This window comes from Streptomyces sp. NPDC057099, from assembly GCF_042671245.1.
Taxonomy (GTDB): domain Bacteria; phylum Actinomycetota; class Actinomycetes; order Streptomycetales; family Streptomycetaceae; genus Streptomyces; species Streptomyces purpurascens.
In genome coordinates this window covers 70328-91366 of record NZ_JBHUTX010000007.1, presented here as the reverse complement: position 1 = coordinate 91366, position 21039 = coordinate 70328, and the positions used below count along the sequence as shown (strand labels likewise).

Sequence of the window (21039 nt, the reverse complement as noted above, 5' to 3'; positions counted from 1 at the left end):
CAAGTACCCCCGCTTCACCCCTCGTCCTTCGGTTCGATCCCTCCCCCTCCGGCCGCATCCCCCACCCCCTCCAGCGCCGCCGCCAGGACCTCCGCCAGGTGGCTCCCCCGCACCCCCGCCAGCTGTTCCAGCTGGGTGCGGCAGGAGAAGCCGTCCGCCAGGACCACCGTGCCGTCCGGGGCGTTCCGCACCGACGGCAGGAGCTGTTCCTCCGCGCAGGCCGTGGACACCTCGTAGTGGCCCTTCTCGAAGCCGAAGTTCCCCGCGAGACCGCAGCAGCCGCCGCTCAGTTCGCCGGAGAGCAGAGCGGCCTGCCGCAGCCTGCGGTCGGCGGCGTCGCCCAGCACCGCGTGCTGGTGGCAGTGGGTCTGGCCGGCCACCGGGCGGTCCACGCGCGGCGGCGTCCAGTCGGGGGCGTGGCGTTCCAGCGTCTCCGCGAAGGTGAGGACCTTCGCGGCGAGGCGGGCCGCGCGCGGGTCGTCGTGCAGCAGCTCGGGGACGTCGGTGCGCAGGGCGGCGGCGCAGCTCGGCTCCAGGACGACGACCGGGGCGTCGGTCTCCAGCACCGGTTCCATCAGGTCGAGCGTGCGGCGCATGACCGCCCGGGCGCGGTCCAGCTGGCCCGTCGACACATACGTCAGCCCGCAGCAGACCCGGCCCCGGCCGCGCAGCACCGACAGCGGATCCATCGCGACCGTCCGCCCGTCGCCCACCGGCGGTTTCACCAGCCGCAGCGTCGGCGGCAGCCCCACCCGCAGTCCGGCCGCCTCCAGCACCCGCACGGCGGCCTGTCCGACGGAGGGCGAGAGGTGCTCGGTGAAGGTGTCGGGCCACAGGATGACGAGGTCGCCTCCCCCGCCCTCCGTCTCCCTCCGCCGCCGCTCCCACCACCGGGTGAACGTCCGCCTCGCCACCCGCGGAATCTCCCGTTCGGACGCGATCCCGCCCAGCCGTTTCGCCGCCCACGCGAAGGGCCGTACCGCGGAGAGCGCGTTGACCAGCCATGCCGTGCGCGTACGGGACACCGCCCGGAGCCACACCGGCAGCCTGCCCATGGCGTAGTGCGCGGCCGGACGGAGGCGCCCGGCGTAGTGGTGGTGGAGGAACTCCGCCTTGTACGTGGCCATGTCGACCTCGACCGGGCAGTCCGAGCGGCAGCCCTTGCAGGACAGGCACAGGTCCAGCGCGTCCCGTACCTCGGTCGAGCGCCAGCCGTCCGTCACGACCTCGCCCGCGAGCATCTCGTGCAGCAGCCGGGCCCGCCCGCGTGTGGAGTGCTGCTCCTCGCCGGTCGCCCGGAAGGACGGGCACATGACGGAGGAGCCGGACGCCGACGTCGTACGGCACTTGGCGACGCCGACGCAGCGCCGTACCGCCGCCGAGAAGTCACCGCCGTCGGAGGGGTAGCCGAAGGCGACGTCGACCGGTTCGCGAGGCAGGACGGAGAAGCGCAGGTCGGCGTCGAGGGGCGCGGGGCGGACGAGCATCCCCGGGTTGAGCAGGTCGTCCGGGTCCCATACGCCCTTCGCCCGCTCGAAGAGGCCCACCATCTCCTGGCCGTACATCCGGGGCAGCAGCTCGGCCCGCGCCTGCCCGTCGCCGTGCTCCCCGGACAGCGAGCCGCCGTGCGCCACGACCAGCTCCGCGAGCTCCTCCGAGAAGCGGCGGAAGCGGGCGATTCCGGGCTCCGTCAGCAGGTCGAAGTCGATCCGGACGTGGATGCAGCCGTCCCCGAAGTGCCCGTACGGCGTGCCGCGCAGTCCGTGCGCGGTGAGCAGCCCCCGGAAGTCCCGCAGATACGCCCCGAGCCGGGCGGGCGGCACCGCGCAGTCCTCCCAGCCCGGCCAGGCCTCCGTGCCGTCCGGCATGCGGGTCGCCGTACCGCTCGCGTCCTCCCGGATCCGCCACAGCGCCCGCTGTCCCGCCGGGTCGGTGACCACCAGGGCGTCCACGACGTCGGCCGCCCGCACGATCGCCTCCGCACGCGCGCGTGCCTCGCCCGCCGACTCCCCGCCGGTCTCCACGAAGAGCCAGGCCGTTCCCTTGGGCAGGGCCGTCGCGGACGGCACCAGGTCCGCCGACATGCCCTCCACCGTCAGCGGCCCGAACGGCAGCAGCCCGGCGGCGGCCTCCGCAGCCGCGCTCTCGTCGGCGTAGCCCAGCACGGCCAGCGCACGCGCGCGTGGCGCCTCGACCAGTCGTACGACCGCCTCCGTCAGCACCCCGAGGGTGCCCTCGGAGCCGCAGAAGGAGCGGGCCACGTCGGCGCCCCGCTCGGGCAGCAGGGCGTCCAGCGCGTACCCGGAGATGCGGCGGGGCAGCTCCGGGAAGCCGGTGCGCAACCGGGCCAGGTCGCCGTCCACCAGGGCCCGCAGCCCGTCCGGCGCCCCGGCCCAGTCCTGTCCGAGCCGCAGCCGCCGCCCCCGCGCGGTGACCACGTCCAGCTCACGCACACTGTCCGCGGTGGTCCCCCACGCCACCGAGTGGGAGCCGCACGAGTTGTTGCCGATCATGCCGCCGAGCGTGCACCGGCTGTGTGTGGACGGATCAGGACCGAAGCGCAGCCCGTGCGGTGCGGCGGCCTCCTGGAGCCGGTCGAGCACCAGCCCCGGCTGTACGACGGCGGTACGGGTCACCGGGTCGAGTGACAGGAGCCGGTTCATGTACCGGGTGAAGTCCAGCACCACGCCCGTCCCCGTCGCCTGACCGGCGATGGACGTCCCGCCGCCCCGCGCCACCACCGGCACGCCGTGGGCCCGGCACACCTCCAGCACGGCCGCCACGTCATCGGCGTCGCGTGGGGCGACGACGCCCAGCGGGACGCGGCGGTAGTTGGAGGCGTCCATGGTGACCAGCGCCCTGGAGGTGACGTCGAAACCCACGTCACCCCGGACGACCCGGCTCAGCTCGGCCTCAAGGGCAGGGAGATCCCCGGCATCCGTCATGCGTCCAGCATGCACCCGATCACTGACAGTGATCGATCGGGGCGCCCCCTGAGGCCTCAGCCCTTGACGGCGGAGCTGGCCACGCCCTCGACGAACCAGCGCTGGAAGAACGCGAAGACGATCAGCACGGGCAGTACCAGCAGCACGCCGAAGGCGAGAATCTGGCCCCAGTCCGGGGGCTGCTGCCCCTGGAAGACGCTCATCTCCAGGGGGAGGGGACGCACCGACGGGTCGGACACCATCAGCACCGGCCACAGGAAGGAGCCCCACTGGATGAGGAAGGTGAGGATCGCGACCGAGGCGAACACCGGCCTGGACATCGGCACGATGATCGCGAAGAAGGTGCGCCAGGGCCCCGCGCCGTCCAGCCGGGCCGCTTCCTCGATGCTCGGCGGGATCTTCTTGAAGAACGTGTGGAACTGGTAGATGGCGAAGGCGTTGGCGACGAACGGCAGCGCCTGGACGAACAGGGTGTTGCGCTGGCCGTTGAACATGTAGAACAGCGGCACCGCCACCGACTCGAACGGGATCAGCATCAGCAGCAGGACGAGGGTGAACACCGCGTTCTGGCCTCGCCACTTCAGCCGCGTCAGACCGTACGCGGCCATCGAGTTGACGATCAGTCCGCCCGTCACCACGACGAACGACAGCAGCACCGACACGCCCATGAACTGCCAGAAGTAGCCGGTGCTGTCGGAGCTGAGGCTGTCGAGGACGGCGGTGTAGTTGTCGAAGGAGAGATGGGTGGGCAGGAAGCCGGACAGGCCGTTCAGGACCTCGTCGGACGGCTTGAGGCTGCCGAGGAAGAGGTAGAGCGCGGGGAGGGCGAAGACGAACGCCAGGACGCTCAGGACGGTGTAGTCGAGGACGCGGCGTACGGGCGTACGGGTCATGGCCATGGGGGAGTCAGTCCTCGTTGTCGGGCCGGACGACGCGGCGCTGGACGATCGTCAGGGCGACGACGATCAGGAAGAACACCACCGTGACGGCCGAGGCCTGGCCGATGTTGTTCTGGTCGAAGGCCGTGGTGACGGCCTGGTACATCACCGTCCGGGTGGCGTCCTCGTCCAGGCCGCCGCCGCGGATGAGGATGTACACCTGGTCGAAGACCCGGAAGGACAGCACCGAGGTCAGCATCGCGACGAAGACGAGGGTGCCGCGGATGCCGGGCAGGGTGACGTGCCGGAACTGCTGCCAGCGCGAGGCCCGGTCCAGCTCGGAGGCCTCGTAGAGCTCGCCCGGGATCTGCTGGAGGCCGGCCAGCAGGATGACCATCTGGAAGCCGACGCCCTGCCACACCGACAGCACGATGATCGAGCCCATCGCGGTGAGCCCGTCGCCGAGCCAGTCGAAGGCACCCCAGTTGCCGAAACTCACCGTGTCCAGCAGGGAGTTGAGCATGCCCTGCTCACTGCGGGCGAGGATCAGCCGCCAGATCACGGCGACCAGCGCCATCGGGAAGACCACCGGCATGAAGAAGAAGGACCGGAACAGGCCGATCGCCTTCAGCTTGCGGTTGAGCAGGATCGCCAGCGTCAGCGCCAGACCCGTCTGGAGCGGTACGACGACCGCGGCGAAGGTCAGGTTGTTCAGCAGCGCCCGCAGGAACGGGCCGGACAGGTCGGGGTCGGTGAACAGCCGCCGGTAGTGCTCCACGCCGAAGAAGGCGGGCTCCAGCGGCGAGCCGAGGCGGACGTTGTAGAAGGAGAGCACCACGGCGTAGCCGAACGGGATGCCGACGAAGGCGATCAGCCCGACGACGGCCGGGGCCGACATCAGCAGCCCGTGCAGCCGGTCGCGGTTGCCGCGCGACGGACGCGAGGGCTTCGCGGAGGGCGTGGACGAGGCGGCCTGCGCCCGGCCAGGGGCCGCGGGGTGCGCGGGTTCCACGGTTTTCACGGGAGGGTCCTCTTCCCGGCGGGGCGGGCTCGGCCGGTACGTGGCTGCGCCGTTGCGTCGCCACGTCGCCGACGGCCCGCCCGGGCCGATGCGTCCAGCGGGTTACGGGATCTCGTAGCCGGCGTTGTCGGTGAAGTCCCGGTCGATGGCGCGGGCGGCCTTCTGCAGGGCTTCCTTGGGGTCGGCACCGCCGTAGATCGAGTTCAGGGCCGTGTTGAACTTGGCGGTGACCGTGGGGTATCCGGCGCTCACCGGGCGGGTGACGGCGACGCAGGAGGCGCTGATGTCACTGTCGCCGCAGGGCTGGGCGAGCTGGTCGGCGAAGAGCTGGAGCGGGCCCCCCTTCTTGTACAGCTCGCTCTTGGCGAGTGCGGACTTGGTGGCGGGCACCGCGCCGTTGGCCTTCGTCATCGCGCCGACGTTGGTGTCGTTCAGCAGGTAGTCCAGGAAGACGCCCGCGGCCTTGCCGTTCTTGCCGGCGGCGCCGATGCCCCAGGCCCACGAACCCTGGCCGGTCTTGGGACCCTTGCCGAAGTCCGGCAGCGGCAGGACGACGAGGTCGTCACCGAGCGCCTCGCTGTACGCGGGGTAGTTCCAGTGGCCGACCCAGCTCAGCGCCACCTTGCTCTTGGCGAAGGCGTTGCCGTCGGTGTTGGGGTCGACGTACGTCTTCCAGGACTGGAAGGTCTTCATCGCGGAGACGACGTCCGGGCTGTCGAGGGCGCCCTCCGCCTTGCCGTCCTTCAGCAGGCCGCCGCCGGCCGACCAGACGATCGGGGAGAAGCCGAAGGTGCCCCACTCGGTGGCCAGGCCGTACTGCTCCGATATGTCGAGGACCTTGCCGTCGGAGTCCTTGCCCTTCAGCGCATCGAGGGCCTTGCCGAACTCCTCGGCCGTCCAGGCGTCGTCCACGCTCGTCGGGTACTTCACGCCGGCCGCGTCCAGCAGCTTCTTGTTGGCGTACATGCCGAGCCCGGCGTCGAACATGCCCAGGCCGTAGTGCTTGCCGTCGATCTCACCCTGCGCCTTGATCGCGTCGGTGACGTTGCCGAGGGTCTTGGCGGAGACGTGGCCGTCGACCGGGGCGAGCTTGCTGTTGTAGACGAAGTTCGCCATCGTCGGGCCGTCGAACTCCAGCACGTCCGGCAGTTCGGAGGCGTCGGTGGTGGTGATGGTCTTGGTGTAGTCGTTCTCGGGGATGAGCTTCAGCTCGGCCTTGACGTCGCTCTGCGAGGAGTTGAAGGACTTCACCGCGTTCTGCAGCGCGGCCGCCTCGTTCGCCTGGCCCTGGTGGGCCCAGACGCTGATGGTGCCCTTGCCGCTGCCTTCTTCGGCGGAGGTGTCGCCGCCGCCGCCCCCGCCACAGGCGGCCAGCGCGGCCAGGGGCAGCAGAGCGAGGGCTGTCAGGCCCGTACGACGGTGTTTTCCGTTACCGATGATCATGGTCATGTCTCCGTGCGGGGTGTGCGGGTGGGTGCGCGGACGGTGGGGAGGGGCCGGGGACTGGATGACGGCGCCCCGGTCGCGGGCGGCGAAGGGGACGGGTGGAGCTATCGCTGCCGGCCGGTGTGCGGCGGAGCGGTGGTCTCGCGGAGGACGAAACGGATGGGCATCTCGACGGGGGGCGGCGGCCCGGCGTCCGGGCCGTCCAGCCACGCCAGCAGCAGCCGGGCCGCCTCCCGGCCCTGGGCCGCGACCGGCTGGGCCACGGTGGTCAGCCCGACCACCTCGGACAGCTCGTGATCGTCGAAGCCGACGACGGACACGTCCTCCGGAACCCTCAGCCGGTGCCGGCGCAGGGCGCGCAGCGCGCCCATCGCCATCTCGTCGGACTGGGCGAACACTGCGGTCGGCGGGTGACGCAGCGCCAGCAGCTCGGTCATGGCCCGCTCGCCGCCCTCGACGGTGTAACCGCCGTCCGCCTCCAGGGCGGGGTCGGGCTCGATCCCGGCATCGGCCAGCACGTCCAGGTAGCCCTGCCGGCGGTCCAGGGGCGTGGTCCAGTGCAGCGGCTCGCTGGCCCCGGAGATCATGCCGATCCGCCGGTGGCCGAGGTTCACCAGATGCCGTACGGCGCTCTCCGCCCCGCCCCGGTCGTCGATGCCGACCATCGTGAAACCGGGCCGGGCGCCGCCGACCGTGGTCGCCAGCGGCACGCCCAGGGAGCGCAGGGCCGCGGCCTCCTCCAGGTCCGGGATCAGCAAGGACAGCACGGCGTCGACCCGCTTGCGGATCGGCAGCTTGGTGAAGAAGCGCTTGCGGGCCTCCGGTGAGCCGAGGTTGTACAGCAGGACGTCGTAACCGGCGGCGCTGAAGACCGTCTCGGCGGAGTCCAGCACGGTGCCGAAGAACCAGCGGCCCACGTACGGGACGACGACGCCGATGGTGTAGGTGCGCCCGCTGGCCAGGCTGGACGCCGAGCGCGAGGCGGTGTAGCCCAGCTCGGCGGCGGCCGCGACGATCCTGGCCCGCATCTCCTCCGACACTCCGGGACGGCCGCGCAGGGCGCGGGACACGGTGGACGCCGAGACCCCGGTGGCCTCTGCGACATCGGTGATGCTGACCGTCACGGGACGCTCCTTGATCGGGTGCACGCCGCGGGTCAGGGGCCCGGAAGCACGTCGGCGTGAGGGGGAGTGACGAGACCGTAAACCCGCCCTTCCTGTTGCGCAAGCGTTTGCGTTCAGATTTACTGCGGCTGACTCTCAGAGAAACTCTCGCCAGCCAGATCACAGCGCACGCGTTTGAGTGCCGCTGTCGGCAGACAGGACCTGTCCATGCGATACGCGCCGCCCGGCCTCTGTGTGAACGACTTCGACCTCCTGCGCCACGCGGACGGCACCTACACCGCGCTGCATCTGCAGGGCCCGTGGACGGCCGAGTTCGACCACCTGCGCATGGAGACGTCCTACGGCCGGGCCACCTCCACCGACCTGGTCCACTGGGAGCCGCAGGGCACGGCCTTCGGCAACGGCCTGCCGGGCCGCTTCGACCAGCAGGCGGTGTGGACCATGCACGCCTTCCCGCACGGCGCCGGCATGGCGATGCTCTACACCGCCGTCTCCGGGCTCACCCCCGACGGCTGGCCCCTGCAGTCGGTCGGCCTGGCCCACTCCGACCGCGCCGACGGCACCGGCTGGCGGCGCCACGGCACGGGGCCGGTCGTCGAGGCGGACGGGCGCTGGTACCGCACGGGCGAACGCATGGGCTGGCGCGACCCCTTCGTCGTACGCGACGACGAGTCCGACGGCTGGGTCATGGTGGTCTGCGCCGCCGACGCCTCCCTGCCGGTCGAGGCCGGCGGCTGCGTCGCCTGGGCCACCTCCGACGACCTGGAGCACTGGACCGTCCACCCGCCGCTGATCTCCCCCGGCGACGTCGACGAACTGGAGTGCCCGGTCCTGGAACGCCTCGACGACGGCAGCTGGCTGCTGCTCGGCTCCATCGGCGCCACCCGGGGCTTCGAGGCGTGGACCGCCCCGCGCCTGCGCGGCCCGTGGACCCGCCGCGGTCCGCTCGGCCCGACGGGCGCGTACGCCCCGCGCGTCGTCACCGCCCCCGACGGCGCCCGCGTCGTGCTGCACACCACCCCCCGCCGCGTCGGCCTCACCGACACCGGCGACCGCTGCCGCGGCATGCTCGCCCAGCCCAAGTCCCTCGTCGTGAGGGAGGATGCGGTGCCCCGCCTGGAATGGTGGCCGGGCCTGGACCCCTGGCTCGGCGAGGAGACGTACGACGCCCCCCTGCACGCGGTCGGTGACGTCGACCTCTCCGGCCGCACCGAGATCACCCTGCGCACGCATGTCTCCGACGAAGGCCGGCCCGCGCTCACGGTCGGCTGCGACGGCAAGAACCTCCGGGTCACCGGACCCGAGGGCACCCCGCTCGGCGAGACCCTCCTGCCGGACCCCGCCGCCGCACTGCGCATCCTCACCGTCGGTGAGTACGTCGAGGTCTACGCCGACGGCGTCTTCGTCCTCACCACCCTGTGCTATTCCGGCCGCCCCGCCCCCTGGACGGCCGCCTCCGAGGGCCGCGTCCGCCCTGTTCCCGTCCGCCCGGTCCGGCTGCCGGCCCCGCACCGCGACGACGCCTCGGCCGTCTGGCCCGGCCCGTCGCCGCACTGACGGCCGCCGGAACACCGTCTCACCCGACGGACGACGTTTCGCCCAGGTTTCCGGAAACGGCTACGCTCCCCTGCGTGGCTGAGATCCAGATTCCCGCTGACATCAAGCCCGCCGACGGACGTTTCGGCGCGGGCCCCTCCAAGGTGCGGACGGAAGCGCTGGACGCGCTGGCCGCGACCGGCACCTCCCTCCTCGGCACCTCCCACCGGCAGGCCCCGGTCAAGAACCTGGTCGGCAAGGTGCGCGAGGGCGTCCGTGAGCTGTTCCAGCTCCCCGACGGCTACGAGGTGGTGCTCGGCAACGGCGGCTCCACCGCGTTCTGGGACGTCGCGACGCACGGGCTGATCGAGAACAAGTCGCAGCACCTCACCTTCGGCGAGTTCTCCTCCAAGTTCGCCAAGGCCGCCAAGCTCGCGCCGTGGCTGGCCGAGCCGGACGTCATCTCCTCGGACCCGGGCACGCACCCCGAGCCGGTCGCCGAGGCCGGTGTGGACGTCTACGCCTTCACGCACAACGAGACCTCCACCGGTGTCGCCGCCCCCGTCAAGCGGGTGCAGGGCGCCGACGAGGGTTCCCTCGTCCTGGTCGACGCCACCTCCGGCGCCGGCGGCCTGCCCGTCGACATCGCCGAGACGGACGTCTACTACTTCGCCCCGCAGAAGTCCTTCGCCTCCGACGGCGGCCTGTGGATCGGCGTCTTCTCCCCGGCGGCGATCGAGCGCGCGGAGCGCATCCACGCGTCCGGCCGTCACATCCCGGAGTTCTTCTCGCTGCCCACGGCGATCGACAACTCCCGCAAGAACCAGACGTACAACACCCCGGCCCTCGCCACGCTGTTCCTCCTCAACGACCAGCTGGAGTGGATCAACGGCCAGGGCGGCCTGGACTGGTCGGTGCGCCGCACGGCCACGTCCGCGCGCACGCTGTACGGCTGGGCCGAGGACGTCAAGTACGCGAACCCGTTCGTCACCGACCCGGCCAAGCGCTCCCAGGTCATCGGCACGATCGACTTCACCGACGACGTCGACGCCGCCGCCGTCGCCAAGGTCCTGCGCGCCAACGGCATCGTCGACACCGAGCCCTACCGCAAGCTCGGGCGCAACCAGCTGCGTGTCGCGATGTTCCCGGCGATCGACCCGGCGGATGTCGAGGCGCTCACGAAGTGCGTCGACTACGTGATCGAGAAGCTCTGACCTTTCTCGTACGTCACTGAGGGCGCCCCGCACACGCGGGGCGCCCTCAGTCATATACGCCAGAGCTCAGGCGGGCATGTTCAGCCGCCGAAGCCCAGGATTCCGCTCAGGGCCTTACCGGCCGCGCTCGGCGTCTTCGCCGCGGCGGCCTGCGGCTTCGGGTCGGCCAGCTTCTTGCAGACCGCGTCGGCCGTGCCGCTGCCGTGCGGGACCTTGCCGTTGGTGAGGTAGGTCGCCAGGTGCTTGTCGAGGCAGGCGTTGCCGCCCAGCGTGATGCCGTGGTTGCCGCCGCCCTGCTCCACGACCAGGCTGGAGCCCTTCAGCAGACGGTTCATGGTGACGCCGCCCTGGTACGGCGTGGCCGCGTCGTCCGTCGCCTGGAACAGCAGGACCGGCGGGAGCTTGGAGTTGGCGACGTTCACCGGCTTCTGCGACTTGGTCGGCCAGAAGGCGCACGGCGCGTTGTACCAGGCGTTGTTCCAGGCCATGAACGGGGCCTTCTCGTACACGGCCCAGTTGTCCTTGCGCCACTGGTTCCAGTCGCGCGGCCAGGAGGCGTCACGGCACTGCACGGAGGTGTAGACGCTGTAGCCGTTGTCGCCGGAGGCGTCGATGGCGGCGATGTTGTCGTACGCCTTGACCAGCGCGGCGGTGTCGTTCTTGTTGACGTAGGCCGCGAACGTCTCGGCGAGGGTGGGCCAGTAGGCGTTGTTGTAGCCGCCGGGTATGAAGATGTCCTCCAGTTCGGAGGCGCCCACCTTGCCGCCGGCCGGCTTCTTGGCGAGGGCCGCCCGCATGGCGTACCACTTGGCCTCGATCTTCTTCGGATCGGTGCCGAGCTTGTACGTGGAGTCGTACTTGGCTATCCACGCCATCAGCGCCTTGTGACGCTTGTCGAAGGCGTAGTCCTGCTTGATGTTGGCGTCGTACCAGACCCCGGTCGGGTCGACGATCGAGTCCAGCACCAGGCGCCGCACCCGCTCGGGGAACAACTTGGCGTAGACGGCGCCGAGATAGGTGCCGTACGAGTAGCCGAAGTAGTTGATCTTCTTCGCGCCGAGGGCCTTGCGGATGGAGTCCATGTCCTTCACGGCGCTGACCGTGTTGATGTAGGGCAGGACGTCCTTGTACTTCGTGCCGCAGGCCTGGGCGAAGGACTTGGCGCGCGCGAGGTTGGCCTTCTCGATCGCGGGCGTGCTGGGCACGGAGTCGGGGCGCACCGGGTCGAAGTGGCCCGGCTTGCAGTCCAGGGCGGGCTTGCTCTCGCCCACGCCGCGCGGGTCGAAGCCGATGACGTCGTACTGGGCCGCGACCTCCTTGGGCAGGGAGGAGGCGACGAAACCGGCCAGCGACAGGCCGCTGCCGCCGGGGCCGCCGGGGTTGACCAGCAGCGGGCCCTGGTACTTGGAGGCGGTGTGCGGCACGCGGGACAGCGCCAGCGTGATCTGCTTCCCCTTCGGCTTCGCGTAGTCGAGCGGCACCTTCACCGACGCGCACTGCATCGTCGGGGAGTCGTCCGTGGCGCACTTCTTCCAGGTCACCTTCGCGACCTGGGCGGCGGTCTTCGCGGAGTGCGACGCGTCGGCGCTGGCGGGAGCCGCGGTGAGGGTCCCGGCCAGCACGACGGTCGCGCCGCACAGTACGGCTGCGCTTCTTCTCATGGAGTTCTCTCAGAACGGTGAGGGGGGTCAGGCCCGTGTGTCACACGGGCCGTGCCGCATCGTTTCGGAAGAGCACGCCATGCACATACATATTCGACCGAGACTTGACCGAATCGAGTCATACCCTGCGCCCAAAGCACCTTAAAAGAGGGGAGTTTGGGCCAACAGGTCAGGAACAGGTCAGGAGCCGGGAAGGGAGCTAAGGAAGCCAGGGGCCTCCTCCTGATTCTCCTTCGCCTCGTCGCCGTCGCCGTCACATCGGGTATCCGTCGTGTTGTTCTGGGGCCCGAACAGGACGGACCAGACGATGTTCTCGAGCCCCTGCCTCTGGGTGTTGGACGTGACGCACGAGGAACTCTGGCCCTTGCCCTTGTCATTGCCGGGAGGCGCGGCGCTCTGGGCCGCGACGGGCGCGGCGGACGTCAGGGCCGCCGCGAGGATGATGACGGCCGCACCAGCCGAGTGCGCCAGGGATCGAGGCATACGGTAGAAACGCGGATTTTTCATGATCACACCTTGAGCGGAAAAGCGCCCAGGAGGAAGGCTGACGGCCCCGCGGCCGGGCAACTGAACCCGAACGGGCCCGTACGGTGCGCCACCGCGGCCGCTCACGTCCGGCGGGTCGAGGGCTGCGGAGGCAGCATCACGTCTCCGCTGCGCTTGAGCCGCTGCCAGGGCAGCCGGTAGCCGTTGATCGCGGTCAGACAGGCCTGGGTGAGGACGAGATACATCACCTGGCGGTAGACGACCTGTTGGAGAGGGAGCGCCCACAGCGGCCGGAGCGGCTCGCCGTCGAGGTGGAAGGCGTACGCGGCGCAGACGGCCTGCACCGCCAGCACACCGCACCACGCGAGCACGGTGGTGAGCGGGTCCCCGAACACCAGGCCGTAGAGGGCCAGGATGTCGATCAGCGGGGCGAGCAGCGGGGTGAAGATCTGGAAGACGGCCAGCAGGGGCAGGCCGACGCGGCCGAAGCGCCCCGCGGGGCCGCGCTCGATCAGCGCGTGCCGGTGCTTCCACGCGGCCTGCATCGTGCCGTAGCTCCACCGGTAGCGCTGGCGCCACAGCTCCCGCAGCGAGGACGGTGCCTCGGTCCAGGCCAGCGCGTCCGGCACGTAGCCGATCTCCCACCCGGCCCGGTGCAGGGCCATGGTGAGGTCGGTGTCCTCGGCGAGGGTGTCCGCGCTCACCATCCCGGCGTCCCGCAGGGCCTCGGCGCGAAAGGCCCCGACGGCACCGGGAATGGTGGGCATGCAGTGCAGCAGGTCGTACATGCGGCGGTCGAGGTTGAAGCCCATGACGTACTCGATGTGCTGCCACCGGCCGAGCAGCCGCCGCCGGTTGCCGACCTTGGCGTTGCCCGCGACGGCGCCGACGCGCGGGTCGGCGAACGGCTGGACGAGGCGGCCGACGGTCGAGGGGGCGAAGACGGTGTCGGCGTCCAGCATGACGACGAGGTCGTGGGAGGCCCGCAGGACACCGGTGTTGAGGGCGGCGGGTTTGCCGCTGTTGGGCTGCCGGACGACGGTGACGTTGTCGAGGGCGAGTGACTCCGCGAGGTCGGCGGTGCCGTCGCGGGAACCGTCGTCCACGACGATGATCTCCAGGGGATGCTCGCTCGCGGCGAGGGAGCGGAGCGTCTTGGGGATGCACGGCTCCTCGTTGTAGGCGGGGATGACGACGCTGACGGGCCGGGTGACGGGCCCGTCCCCGCCGGGGCCGGGGCGTCGGCGGCGGGCGTGGTGACGGGCCAGGACGAGCAGCAGCACACAGCGGGCGAGGACGAGCGAACCGACCACCAGCAGCAGCGCGCTGACGGCCGTGACCGCTGTCGCCGACACGGTGACGGCGGCCACGAAGATCCGGCCGCTCCACAGGTCCGCCGTGCCGACGGGGCTGGTGAGGGTGTCGGCGCCGACCAGCTCGGCGAGCGTGGTGAAGCGGTAGCCCTGGGCCTGCAGCCGGGGGATCAGGGTCTTGAGGGCCTCGACCGTCTGCGATCTGTCCCCTCCCGCGTCGTGCAGGAGGACGACCGCGCCCCTGCCCCCGGTCGGGGTGGCCGCGTCGGCGATCTCCCGTGCGCCCGGCCGCCGCCAGTCGTTGGTGTCCTGGTCGATGAACGCCAGGACGTAGCCCTTCTCCCCCAGGCGCCGGGCCAGGGACCACTCCGGGGTGTCGACGGCGGCGGGCGTCGAGGAGTAGGGCATCCGCATCAGCGAGGTGTGGATGCCCGCGGCCCCGGCGAGGGCGAGTTGGGTCAGCGACAGCTCACGGTCGATGTCGTTCGCGGACCGGGTGGTCAGGTCCGGGTGGGAGAAGGTGTGCACGCCGATCTCGTGGCCGGAGCGGACCACGCGGCGCAGCACCTCCGGGTACCGGGCGGTCTGCTGCCCGGTGACGAAGAAGGTGCCGGGCGTGCCGTAGCGGTCGAGAACGGCCTGGATGCGGGGCGTCCAGGTCGGGTCGGGGCCGTCGTCGAAGGTCAGGACGACGGTCCTGTCCGGCGTGCGATAGCTGCGCAGATGATCGTTGGTGGTGTCGACGACCGGGCCGCCGCCCGCGATCGAGCGGGGGACACCGGAGGCCGATCGTCCACCGCGCCCCTCCTGGTCACCGGCGAAGCCCCGGGTGGTGTAGCCCTCGACCAGGAGGACCGAGGCGACGAAGGCCAGCAGGATCAAGGGGACGACGATGCGGAAGCGATGCCGTGGCGCCAGGGGCGCTCGCGTCCGCCGCGGACCGGACGGCCTCGATGAGCGGTCGGGTGACCGGTCGGGGCGCCGCCGCATCAGGGAGCCTCGGCCACCGAGGGGTCGGCGGGCGGGGGCGGCTCGGCGACTTCGGACGGTGCCGAGGGGCTGGTCGCCGGCCCTGTGGGCTCAGGTGCCGGTGGGGCGGGTGGCTCAGTGGTGGGCGGAGCGGGTGTGGGCGGGGCCGGGGGTGAGGGCGCGGTGGTGTCCGGGTCCGGTTCAGCGGTGGGCGCGGCGGGATCGTCAGGGTCCGCGGGCTCTTCCGGTGCGGGTGGCTCCTGTGTCGCCGGGGCCTGCGGTTCCGGTGGGTCGGCGTCGGAAGGTGCCGGTGGGCTGCCGGGCACCAGGGGCGGGGCGAGGGAGGGGCCGGGCCCGGTGAGCCCCGGGACGAGCAGGGCGCTGGGACCGGCGGCGTCCGAGACGTCGCCGGGCGGTGCCAGGGGCGTCCCGCCCGGGGCCTGGGCCCTCGGCGCGGCGGGCGCCGCCACGTCGCCGGGGAGCAGCGCGCCCGGCGCGAAGGGCGTCGCCCCCATCAGACTCAGCCCCAGCACCGCCATGTAGGCCGCCGCACAGCCGGCCAGCCCGTAGCCGGCCCGCCGGAGGTTGCGCGCACGCCGGCCGGAGGAGTCGACGAACACCGGGAGGCGCGGATCGCTCGACGATTCCTGCCCTGTTTGACCTCTTTTGGCACGGTACGGCGCCATAAATGTCAGCGTACGCCGCCCCGGAGCCGTCGGTCGGACGAGGCACCCGGCGAGCACCGGGCACCCCCTCACCCCGACGTCAGGTCGCCGTGCAGCTCACGCTCGGCACCGCCCCGCCCCCGGGAGCGCCGCCGAGGCCGAGGCTCACCGAAGCCCCCACCGGCACGCTCCCGTTGTGCGCGGCGTTCACCGCCGTCACGCTCGCCCCGCTCTGCGTGTACGAGGCGTTCCACATGCTGGTGACCTTCTGCGCGCCGCTCCACGTCCAGGCGACCTTCCACGAGGTCAGCGGCGTCGTGCCCGTGTTGGTCACCTTCACCTCGGCGTTGAAACCGCCGCCCCAGTCGCTGCTCACCGTGTAGGCGGCGGCGCAGGCGGCCCCGCCACCGGGTTCACCGGGCCCGCCGGGGTCCGGCCCGGAACCGCCTCCCGCGAAGCCCGGCGCCTTGATCGCCTTGAGGTAGCCGTCCTTGGCGGTGTCCACGGTCTGCCAGTCGTCCTTCAGGATGCCGCCCGTGTCGCCGGAGTTGGGGTTCCAGGACCAGAACGTCCAGTGGAAGCTGTCGGCGCCGTTCGCCGACGTCGACCGCAGATACGTCACCAGCGCGGACAGCCACCGCTGGTCCACCGTCGACTGGAGCGTCGTACCGAACTCGCCGAGCCACACCGGGGCGATGTTCTGCTTGAAGATGTAGCCCCAGTACTTGTCCCAGATCCCCGGCATGTTCGCGGGGAAGGACGGGTCGCTGAACCACGGCTGCTGGGCCACCGACGTGGCGTAGTCGTGGGCCGAGTACACCAGCCGGTTCGGCACGTCGAGCTGGACCGGGTACTGGGCCACGCCCATGAGGTTGCCGCCCCACCAGCCGTTCGTGCCGTTGTACGACTGCACGCCCTCGACCATGATCAGCAGCTCGGGGTTGGCCGACAGCACCGCGTTGCCCGCGCGCTGGGCGGCCAGGCGCCAGTCGCGGGAGGTGTCGCCGCAGCCCCAGCAGGCCGGGTCGTGGGGCTCGTTGTGCAGGTCGATGCCGACGACGGTGGAGTTGCCCTTGTAGCGCGTGGCCAGGGCCTTGAGATTGGCGATCCACGTCGACTCGGGGACCGACGCGGTGTACCAGAGGGCCGACTGTCCGGCCGCGTCCGGGCGGTGCCGGTCGAGGACGATCTTGAGTCCGGCCTGTCCGGCGTACGCCACGATCTTGTCCAGGACCTGGAGCGAGGTCAGTCCGCGCAGGTCGGTGTTCTTGCCGTCGTAGTTGACGCTGTCGGGCATGGTGCCGGACTTGAGGATGTCGTCGCTGTAGGGCATCCGGATGGTGTTGTAGCCCAGCGACTTCATCTGGTCGATCATGCTCTTGTAGTCACGGGCCCACAGGCCGTGGACGACGTGGTTGGCGGTCTCGAAGCCGAACCAGTTGACACCGGCGATCCGGACGGGCGCTCCGGCCGCGTCCAGGATCTGGCGGCCGCTGGTGTGCCAGTAACCGGCGCCGGCGGCCTTGGTGCCCACGTCGGCCTGGGCCGACTGCGTGCCGGCCAGCGGTAACAGGAGCGCCGCGGCAACACACAGCGCTCTGCGCAGAGTGCGGAACATGTGGCTGCTTCCTCTCTGACTCTCGGGGGAGGCGCGGCCCCGGAATCGAATGGGAGCGCTCCCATAAAGCCGCGCACCTCCCAGGAAACTGACGCACCATGAGCACGTCAAGACTCCGGGAGGTACGCGTCGCTCGCGCTACCGGCTGAGCTTCTTGAACCGTCGTACCGCGAGCGGCAGGAAGATCGCCGTCAGGATCACCGGCCACACCCCGGCCATCAGCAGCGCGTGCTGCTCGACCCAGGTGTCACCGCCGACCGGCGTGCCGAACAGCTCGCGGGTCGCCGCCGCCGTGGAGGAGATCGGGTTCCAGACCGCCACCCAGCCCAGCCAGTCGGGCATGAGCTGCGGCGCGACGAAGATGCTGGAGATCATCGTGAAGGGGAAGGCGACCGCGAAGAGGCCACCCGCCGCCTCCGGGTTGGGCACGATCAGGCCGAGCCACACGCCGATCCAGATCAGCGAGAAGCGCAGCCACAGCAGCAGCCCGAACGCCCCGAGGAAGCCGAGCCCGCCGTCCGGACGCCAGCCCATGGCGAGCGCGGTGAGCATCATGATCGCCAACTCGGCGCAGGCGACGATCAGATCGGTGACCCCGCGCCCGGCCACCACCGCCGAGGACGACATCGGCATGGAGCGGAAGCGGTCGATGACGCCCTTGGTGGAGTCGTAGACCACGACGGTCGCCGTGTTGATGAAGCCGAACGCCATGGTCATCGCGAACATGCCCGGCATCAGGAAGTCCTGGTAGTCCCCGCCGCCGGGCACCTTCATGGCGCTGCCGAAGACATAGCCGTAGAGCAGCACGGACAGGATCGGGAAGCCCAGCTGCCAGGCGATGTTGACGGGCTGGCGCTGGTAGTGGGTCAGGCCGCGGCGGACGATGTTCCAGCAGTCGGAGAGCAGCCAGTACGTACCGCCGCGCGGGCTCGGCGTGCTCAGGTCGAGGGCGCTCACGCCGCGGCCTCCTTCTCGGTGCGGTGTCCGGTCAGGCGCAGGAACACGTCGTCGAGGCTCGGCCTGCGCAGCCCGATGTCCTCCACCCGGACGCCCTCGTCCTGAAGGGTCCGCGCCACCTCGGTGAGCGCGGTGACCCGGTCGGCGACCGGGGCGTGCACCCGCAACTCGGTCTCGTCCGCCTCGGGTTCGCCGTCCGTCACCCGGGCGACGACCTTCACCACCCGCGGGATCTCGGACCGCTCGGCGACCACGACCTCGATCCGGTCGCCGCCGACCAGGTTCTTCAGCCCGTCCGGGGTGTCGTCGGCGATGGCCCGCCCCTGGTCGATGACGGTGATGCGCGAGGCCAGCTTGTCGGCCTCCTCCAGGTACTGCGTGGTCAGCAGCACCGTCGTGCCGCCCGCCACCAGCGCCCGTACGGACTCCCAGACCTCGCCCCGGCTGCGGGGGTCCAGGCCCGTCGTCGGCTCGTCGAGGAAGAGCACGGCCGGCGCGAGGATCATCGACGCGGCCAGGTCGAGGCGGCGCCGCATGCCGCCGCTGTACTTGCCCACGCCCTTGTCGGCGGCATCGGCCAGGTCGAACTGCTCCAGCAGTTCACCGGCCCGGGCCCTGGCCCGCTTGCCGCCCAGATGGAACAGGCGGCCGAACATCTCCAGGTTCTGCCGGCCCGTGAGCACCTCGTCCACCGCCGCGTACTGCCCGGTGAGCCCGATCCGGGCCCGGACCTCGCGCGGCTGCCGGGCCACGTCGAGCCCGGCGACCGTGGCGCTGCCCCCGTCCAGCCGGATCAGCGTGGACAGGATGCGGACGGCGGTGGTCTTGCCCGCCCCGTTCGGCCCGAGCAGACCGTGCACCGTGCCCTCGCGCACGGCCAGGTCGAAGCCGTCGAGGGCGCGTTTCTCGCCGTACCGCTTCTCCAGCCCCTCGGCCCGTACCGCGTATCCGTCCATGCCGCCCCTCCCGTGTGCGTCCCTGCCGACCCTGAACTGAGTACACCGTACCCTATTACGCGTACGACGTACCCAATTTTCGTACGGCCCTCTAAGCTGGGCCCATGACGAGCGGTACGAGTGGTGCGGGCAGTACGGAGACCAGCGGCAGCGGCGACATCGCCCGCACCCTCGAACTGCTGTGGGACACCGGCCGGCGCCCCAGCCGGGGCCCGAAGCCGACTCTGACCCTGGACCGGGTCGTGGAAGCCGCCGTCCAGGTCGCGGACGCGGAGGGACTGGGCGGGCTGTCCATGCGCCGCGTCGCCGCCGAACTCGGCACCGGCGCCATGTCGCTGTACCGGTACGTCCCCGGCAAGGGCGAGCTGCTCGACCTCATGCTGGACCGGGTGCAGCGCCGCTCCGAGAACCCGTCCGACCCAGGCGACGGCGGCTGGCGCGCGGCCCTGGAGGCACTGGGCCGCACGACCCTCGCCCTCTACCGCCGCCACCCCTGGCTGCTCCACGTCAACCAGTCACGCCCGGTTCTCGGCCCGAGCGCCGTCGACGGCATGGAGAAGATCCTCACCCGGATCCGCCCGATGGGACTGACCGACCCCGAGCTGGTCTCCGCGGTCATCATGATCGACGGGTACGTCGTCGGAGCCGCGCGCTCGCAGCTGTACGAGCGGGAGGCGGAGCGCCGGACGGGCCTGACGGACGCAGAGTTCTGGCAGGCGCAGGTGCCGGTCCTGGAACAGGCCATGGCTTCCGGCCGCTACCCGGTGATGGCCTCGCTCTCCGAGGACAGCTTCGGCTCCGACTTCGACCACTTCGAGTTCGGGCTGCAGCGGATCCTGGACGGGCTCGAGGTCCTGGTGGAGCGGCGCGGGCAGTCGGCGAGCTAGGGGCTGCCGGGCTCCCCTACCGTCGCCGCCGCCTCATTCCCCGCAGTACGAACAGCACGGCACCGGCCACGGCGACGGCGATCGCGCCGTTCTTGAGATTCCCGCTCAGCCCGCCCCCGCCGCCACCGTCCGAAGCGGCCGAACCGCCGCTGCCGGAGGCCGAGCCGGACCCACCGGCCCCGGGAGCGTCCTGCGGCTCCACGGGGCTGTCGGCCCCCTCGGCGCCGTACATGAGCTTCTTCCCGTCGGCGGTGTAGGTGACGGACTCCCCCTGCCCGAGGAACGGCACGCCGAGCCGCTCCTTCTTCTTGATCTTCCCGCCGTTCCAGTCGTAGGCGATCGCCCCGAAGTAGCTGCGGACGACGAGGTGTTCGGCGTCCGGGGAGAGCGTGGCGTCGGTCGCCTCCAGGTCGGGGACGGCCGCGACGGGCTTGAAGACGTTCGCCCCGGAGGAGGAGAGTTCGCCCGGCCCCTCGTACAGATGCCCGCCCTTCTCGTTCTTGTCGACGATGTAGACGCGGCCGGTCTTCGGGTGCACGACCAGCGACTCGGCGTCCCGCGCGCCGTCGGCGTACTTCACGACGTACTGCGTGGCCCGGACGGTCTGGTCGCGCAGGTTCTTCGGCTCGGGCAGCCGGTAGATCCACACGTACGGCCAGCTGCCGCCGAGGTTGTCGCCGATGTCGCCGACGTAGATCTGGTTGTCCGGCCCGATGGAGATGGCCTCGACATCGCGCGGACTGCCCACCCCGGCCATGGTGACCGTGGCTACCGTCTCGCCCGTCGCGCTGTCGACGGCGTAGAGATACGCCCCGTCGTCGCTGTCGTTGTGCGTCCAGTAGATCCCGGGGTGCTGGCGGGACGCCGCCAGACCACTCGACTCGGTGATGCGCGGATCCTTGATCGTGAACTCCTCGTCCCCGTCGGCGGCGGAGGCGGGCACGGCGAAGGCGCCCACGAGGAGAGCCGCGGCGAGGAAGGCGATCGGTCTGCGCATGCCCCAAGACTGCCATCCCGCTCCGCGGTTCACCGGGCACAACGGATCACGGGCGGGACGGATCACGGGGGCGGGCGGGTTGCGAGCGTCCGGCGTGGGTCGGGGGGGCGGGCGGGTTGCGAGCGTCCGGCGTGGGTCCCGGGGGGGGCGGGGGATCGCGATCACCCGGCGGCCCCGAACACGGCCTGCGACGGCGGCAACCGGCTCGCATCCAGCGGGCCGCTCGCACCCGGCGGGCGCCTCCTCGATGACCCGCACGCCGCCTCGGCCCGGGCGCCGCCTCCAGCTCGGTCGCCGAGGGCGGACGGAGGCAAGACGGAGACGAGACAGATGGGCACACACACCGCCCCGCAGACGGGTAGGCCG

16 protein-coding genes are annotated in these 21039 nt (G+C 71.4%); 3 read left to right on the top strand and 13 right to left on the bottom strand.

Annotated elements, in window-relative coordinates; all coding sequences use genetic code 11:
* Positions 1-14: 14 nt before the first annotated feature.
* From ACFT4A_RS12520 to ACFT4A_RS12500, 5 genes are all read right to left on the bottom strand, one after another.
* Positions 15-2945 (bottom strand): FAD-binding and (Fe-S)-binding domain-containing protein, encoded by a 2931-nt coding sequence (locus tag ACFT4A_RS12520; RefSeq protein WP_382828669.1) that lies wholly within the window; start codon positions 2943-2945, stop codon positions 15-17.
* A 56-nt stretch (positions 2946-3001) separates the two neighbouring features.
* Positions 3002-3844 carry a carbohydrate ABC transporter permease gene (locus tag ACFT4A_RS12515; RefSeq protein ID WP_382828667.1) on the bottom strand — a complete coding sequence of 281 codons (843 nt, stop codon included), beginning with the start codon at positions 3842-3844 and terminating at the stop codon, positions 3002-3004.
* Between the two features lie 7 nt (positions 3845-3851).
* On the bottom strand, positions 3852-4844 hold the full coding sequence (locus ACFT4A_RS12510; RefSeq protein ID WP_382828664.1) for a carbohydrate ABC transporter permease: 993 nt from the start codon (positions 4842-4844) through the stop codon (positions 3852-3854).
* A 102-nt stretch (positions 4845-4946) separates the two neighbouring features.
* Positions 4947-6287, bottom strand: coding sequence for an ABC transporter substrate-binding protein (locus ACFT4A_RS12505; protein WP_382828662.1), 1341 nt, complete (start codon positions 6285-6287; stop codon positions 4947-4949).
* 107 nt (positions 6288-6394) lie between these two features.
* On the bottom strand, positions 6395-7414 hold the full coding sequence (locus ACFT4A_RS12500) for a LacI family DNA-binding transcriptional regulator (RefSeq protein WP_382828660.1): 1020 nt from the start codon (positions 7412-7414) through the stop codon (positions 6395-6397).
* A 207-nt stretch (positions 7415-7621) separates the two neighbouring features.
* On the opposite strand from ACFT4A_RS12500, the gene ACFT4A_RS12495 reads away from it, so the two are divergent.
* Positions 7622-8971 carry a mucin-1 gene (locus tag ACFT4A_RS12495; protein ID WP_382828658.1) on the top strand — a complete coding sequence of 450 codons (1350 nt, stop codon included), beginning with the start codon at positions 7622-7624 and terminating at the stop codon, positions 8969-8971.
* A 74-nt stretch (positions 8972-9045) separates the two neighbouring features.
* The gene (gene serC, locus ACFT4A_RS12490; protein ID WP_382828655.1) at positions 9046-10164 is read left to right on the top strand and encodes a phosphoserine transaminase; all 1119 of its coding nucleotides are present in this window, start codon (positions 9046-9048) and stop codon (positions 10162-10164) included.
* Positions 10165-10244: 80 nt separating this feature from the next.
* On the opposite strand, the gene ACFT4A_RS12485 is transcribed toward serC, so the two are convergent.
* From ACFT4A_RS12485 to ACFT4A_RS12455, 7 genes are all read right to left on the bottom strand, one after another.
* Positions 10245-11825, bottom strand: coding sequence for an alpha/beta hydrolase (locus tag ACFT4A_RS12485; protein ID WP_382828652.1), 1581 nt, complete (start codon positions 11823-11825; stop codon positions 10245-10247).
* A gap of 180 nt (positions 11826-12005) precedes the next feature.
* Positions 12006-12332: a hypothetical protein gene (locus ACFT4A_RS12480; RefSeq protein ID WP_382828650.1), complete on the bottom strand. Its 327-nt coding sequence runs from the start codon at positions 12330-12332 to the stop codon at positions 12006-12008.
* 101 nt (positions 12333-12433) lie between these two features.
* On the bottom strand, positions 12434-14614 hold the full coding sequence (locus ACFT4A_RS12475) for a bifunctional polysaccharide deacetylase/glycosyltransferase family 2 protein (RefSeq protein ID WP_382828647.1): 2181 nt from the start codon (positions 14612-14614) through the stop codon (positions 12434-12436).
* Entirely contained in the window at positions 14614-15279 is a 666-nt protein-coding gene (locus ACFT4A_RS12470; protein WP_382828645.1) for a hypothetical protein, read from the bottom strand. Before ACFT4A_RS12470 ends, ACFT4A_RS12475 begins: the two co-directional genes overlap by 1 nt.
* Before the next feature lie 79 nt (positions 15280-15358).
* Entirely contained in the window at positions 15359-16876 is a 1518-nt protein-coding gene (locus ACFT4A_RS12465) for a cellulase family glycosylhydrolase (RefSeq protein WP_382828642.1), read from the bottom strand.
* A 138-nt stretch (positions 16877-17014) separates the two neighbouring features.
* The gene (locus ACFT4A_RS12460; protein WP_382828639.1) at positions 17015-17833 is read right to left on the bottom strand and encodes an ABC transporter permease; all 819 of its coding nucleotides are present in this window, start codon (positions 17831-17833) and stop codon (positions 17015-17017) included.
* On the bottom strand, positions 17830-18789 hold the full coding sequence (locus ACFT4A_RS12455) for an ATP-binding cassette domain-containing protein (protein WP_382828637.1): 960 nt from the start codon (positions 18787-18789) through the stop codon (positions 17830-17832). Before ACFT4A_RS12455 ends, ACFT4A_RS12460 begins: the two co-directional genes overlap by 4 nt.
* A gap of 104 nt (positions 18790-18893) precedes the next feature.
* Between ACFT4A_RS12455 and ACFT4A_RS12450 the strand changes: the two genes are divergently transcribed.
* A complete protein-coding gene (locus ACFT4A_RS12450; protein WP_382828634.1) occupies positions 18894-19676 on the top strand; it encodes a TetR/AcrR family transcriptional regulator in 783 nt (260 codons plus the stop codon).
* A gap of 16 nt (positions 19677-19692) precedes the next feature.
* Here the strand turns inward: ACFT4A_RS12450 and ACFT4A_RS12445 are convergent, their stop codons facing one another.
* Positions 19693-20673 carry a WD40 repeat domain-containing protein gene (locus ACFT4A_RS12445; protein ID WP_382828632.1) on the bottom strand — a complete coding sequence of 327 codons (981 nt, stop codon included), beginning with the start codon at positions 20671-20673 and terminating at the stop codon, positions 19693-19695.
* Positions 20674-21039: the final 366 nt, after the last annotated feature.

What these genes read in the sequence shown, in the direction of transcription:
- ACFT4A_RS12520 (WP_382828669.1), bottom strand. Translation starts at nt 2,945, where the DNA reads ATGACGGATGCCGGGGATCTCCCTGCCCTTGAGGCCGAGCTGAGCCGG.
- ACFT4A_RS12515 (WP_382828667.1), bottom strand. Translation starts at nt 3,844, where the DNA reads ATGGCCATGACCCGTACGCCCGTACGCCGCGTCCTCGACTACACCGTC.
- ACFT4A_RS12505 (WP_382828662.1), bottom strand. Translation starts at nt 6,287, where the DNA reads ATGATCATCGGTAACGGAAAACACCGTCGTACGGGCCTGACAGCCCTC.
- ACFT4A_RS12495 (WP_382828658.1), top strand. Translation starts at nt 7,622, where the DNA reads ATGCGATACGCGCCGCCCGGCCTCTGTGTGAACGACTTCGACCTCCTG.
- ACFT4A_RS12485 (WP_382828652.1), bottom strand. Translation starts at nt 11,825, where the DNA reads ATGAGAAGAAGCGCAGCCGTACTGTGCGGCGCGACCGTCGTGCTGGCC.
- ACFT4A_RS12480 (WP_382828650.1), bottom strand. Translation starts at nt 12,332, where the DNA reads ATGAAAAATCCGCGTTTCTACCGTATGCCTCGATCCCTGGCGCACTCG.
- ACFT4A_RS12475 (WP_382828647.1), bottom strand. Translation starts at nt 14,614, where the DNA reads ATGCGGCGGCGCCCCGACCGGTCACCCGACCGCTCATCGAGGCCGTCC.
- ACFT4A_RS12470 (WP_382828645.1), bottom strand. Translation starts at nt 15,279, where the DNA reads ATGGCGCCGTACCGTGCCAAAAGAGGTCAAACAGGGCAGGAATCGTCG.
- ACFT4A_RS12465 (WP_382828642.1), bottom strand. Translation starts at nt 16,876, where the DNA reads ATGTTCCGCACTCTGCGCAGAGCGCTGTGTGTTGCCGCGGCGCTCCTG.
- ACFT4A_RS12455 (WP_382828637.1), bottom strand. Translation starts at nt 18,789, where the DNA reads ATGGACGGATACGCGGTACGGGCCGAGGGGCTGGAGAAGCGGTACGGC.
- ACFT4A_RS12450 (WP_382828634.1), top strand. Translation starts at nt 18,894, where the DNA reads ATGACGAGCGGTACGAGTGGTGCGGGCAGTACGGAGACCAGCGGCAGC.
- ACFT4A_RS12445 (WP_382828632.1), bottom strand. Translation starts at nt 20,673, where the DNA reads ATGCGCAGACCGATCGCCTTCCTCGCCGCGGCTCTCCTCGTGGGCGCC.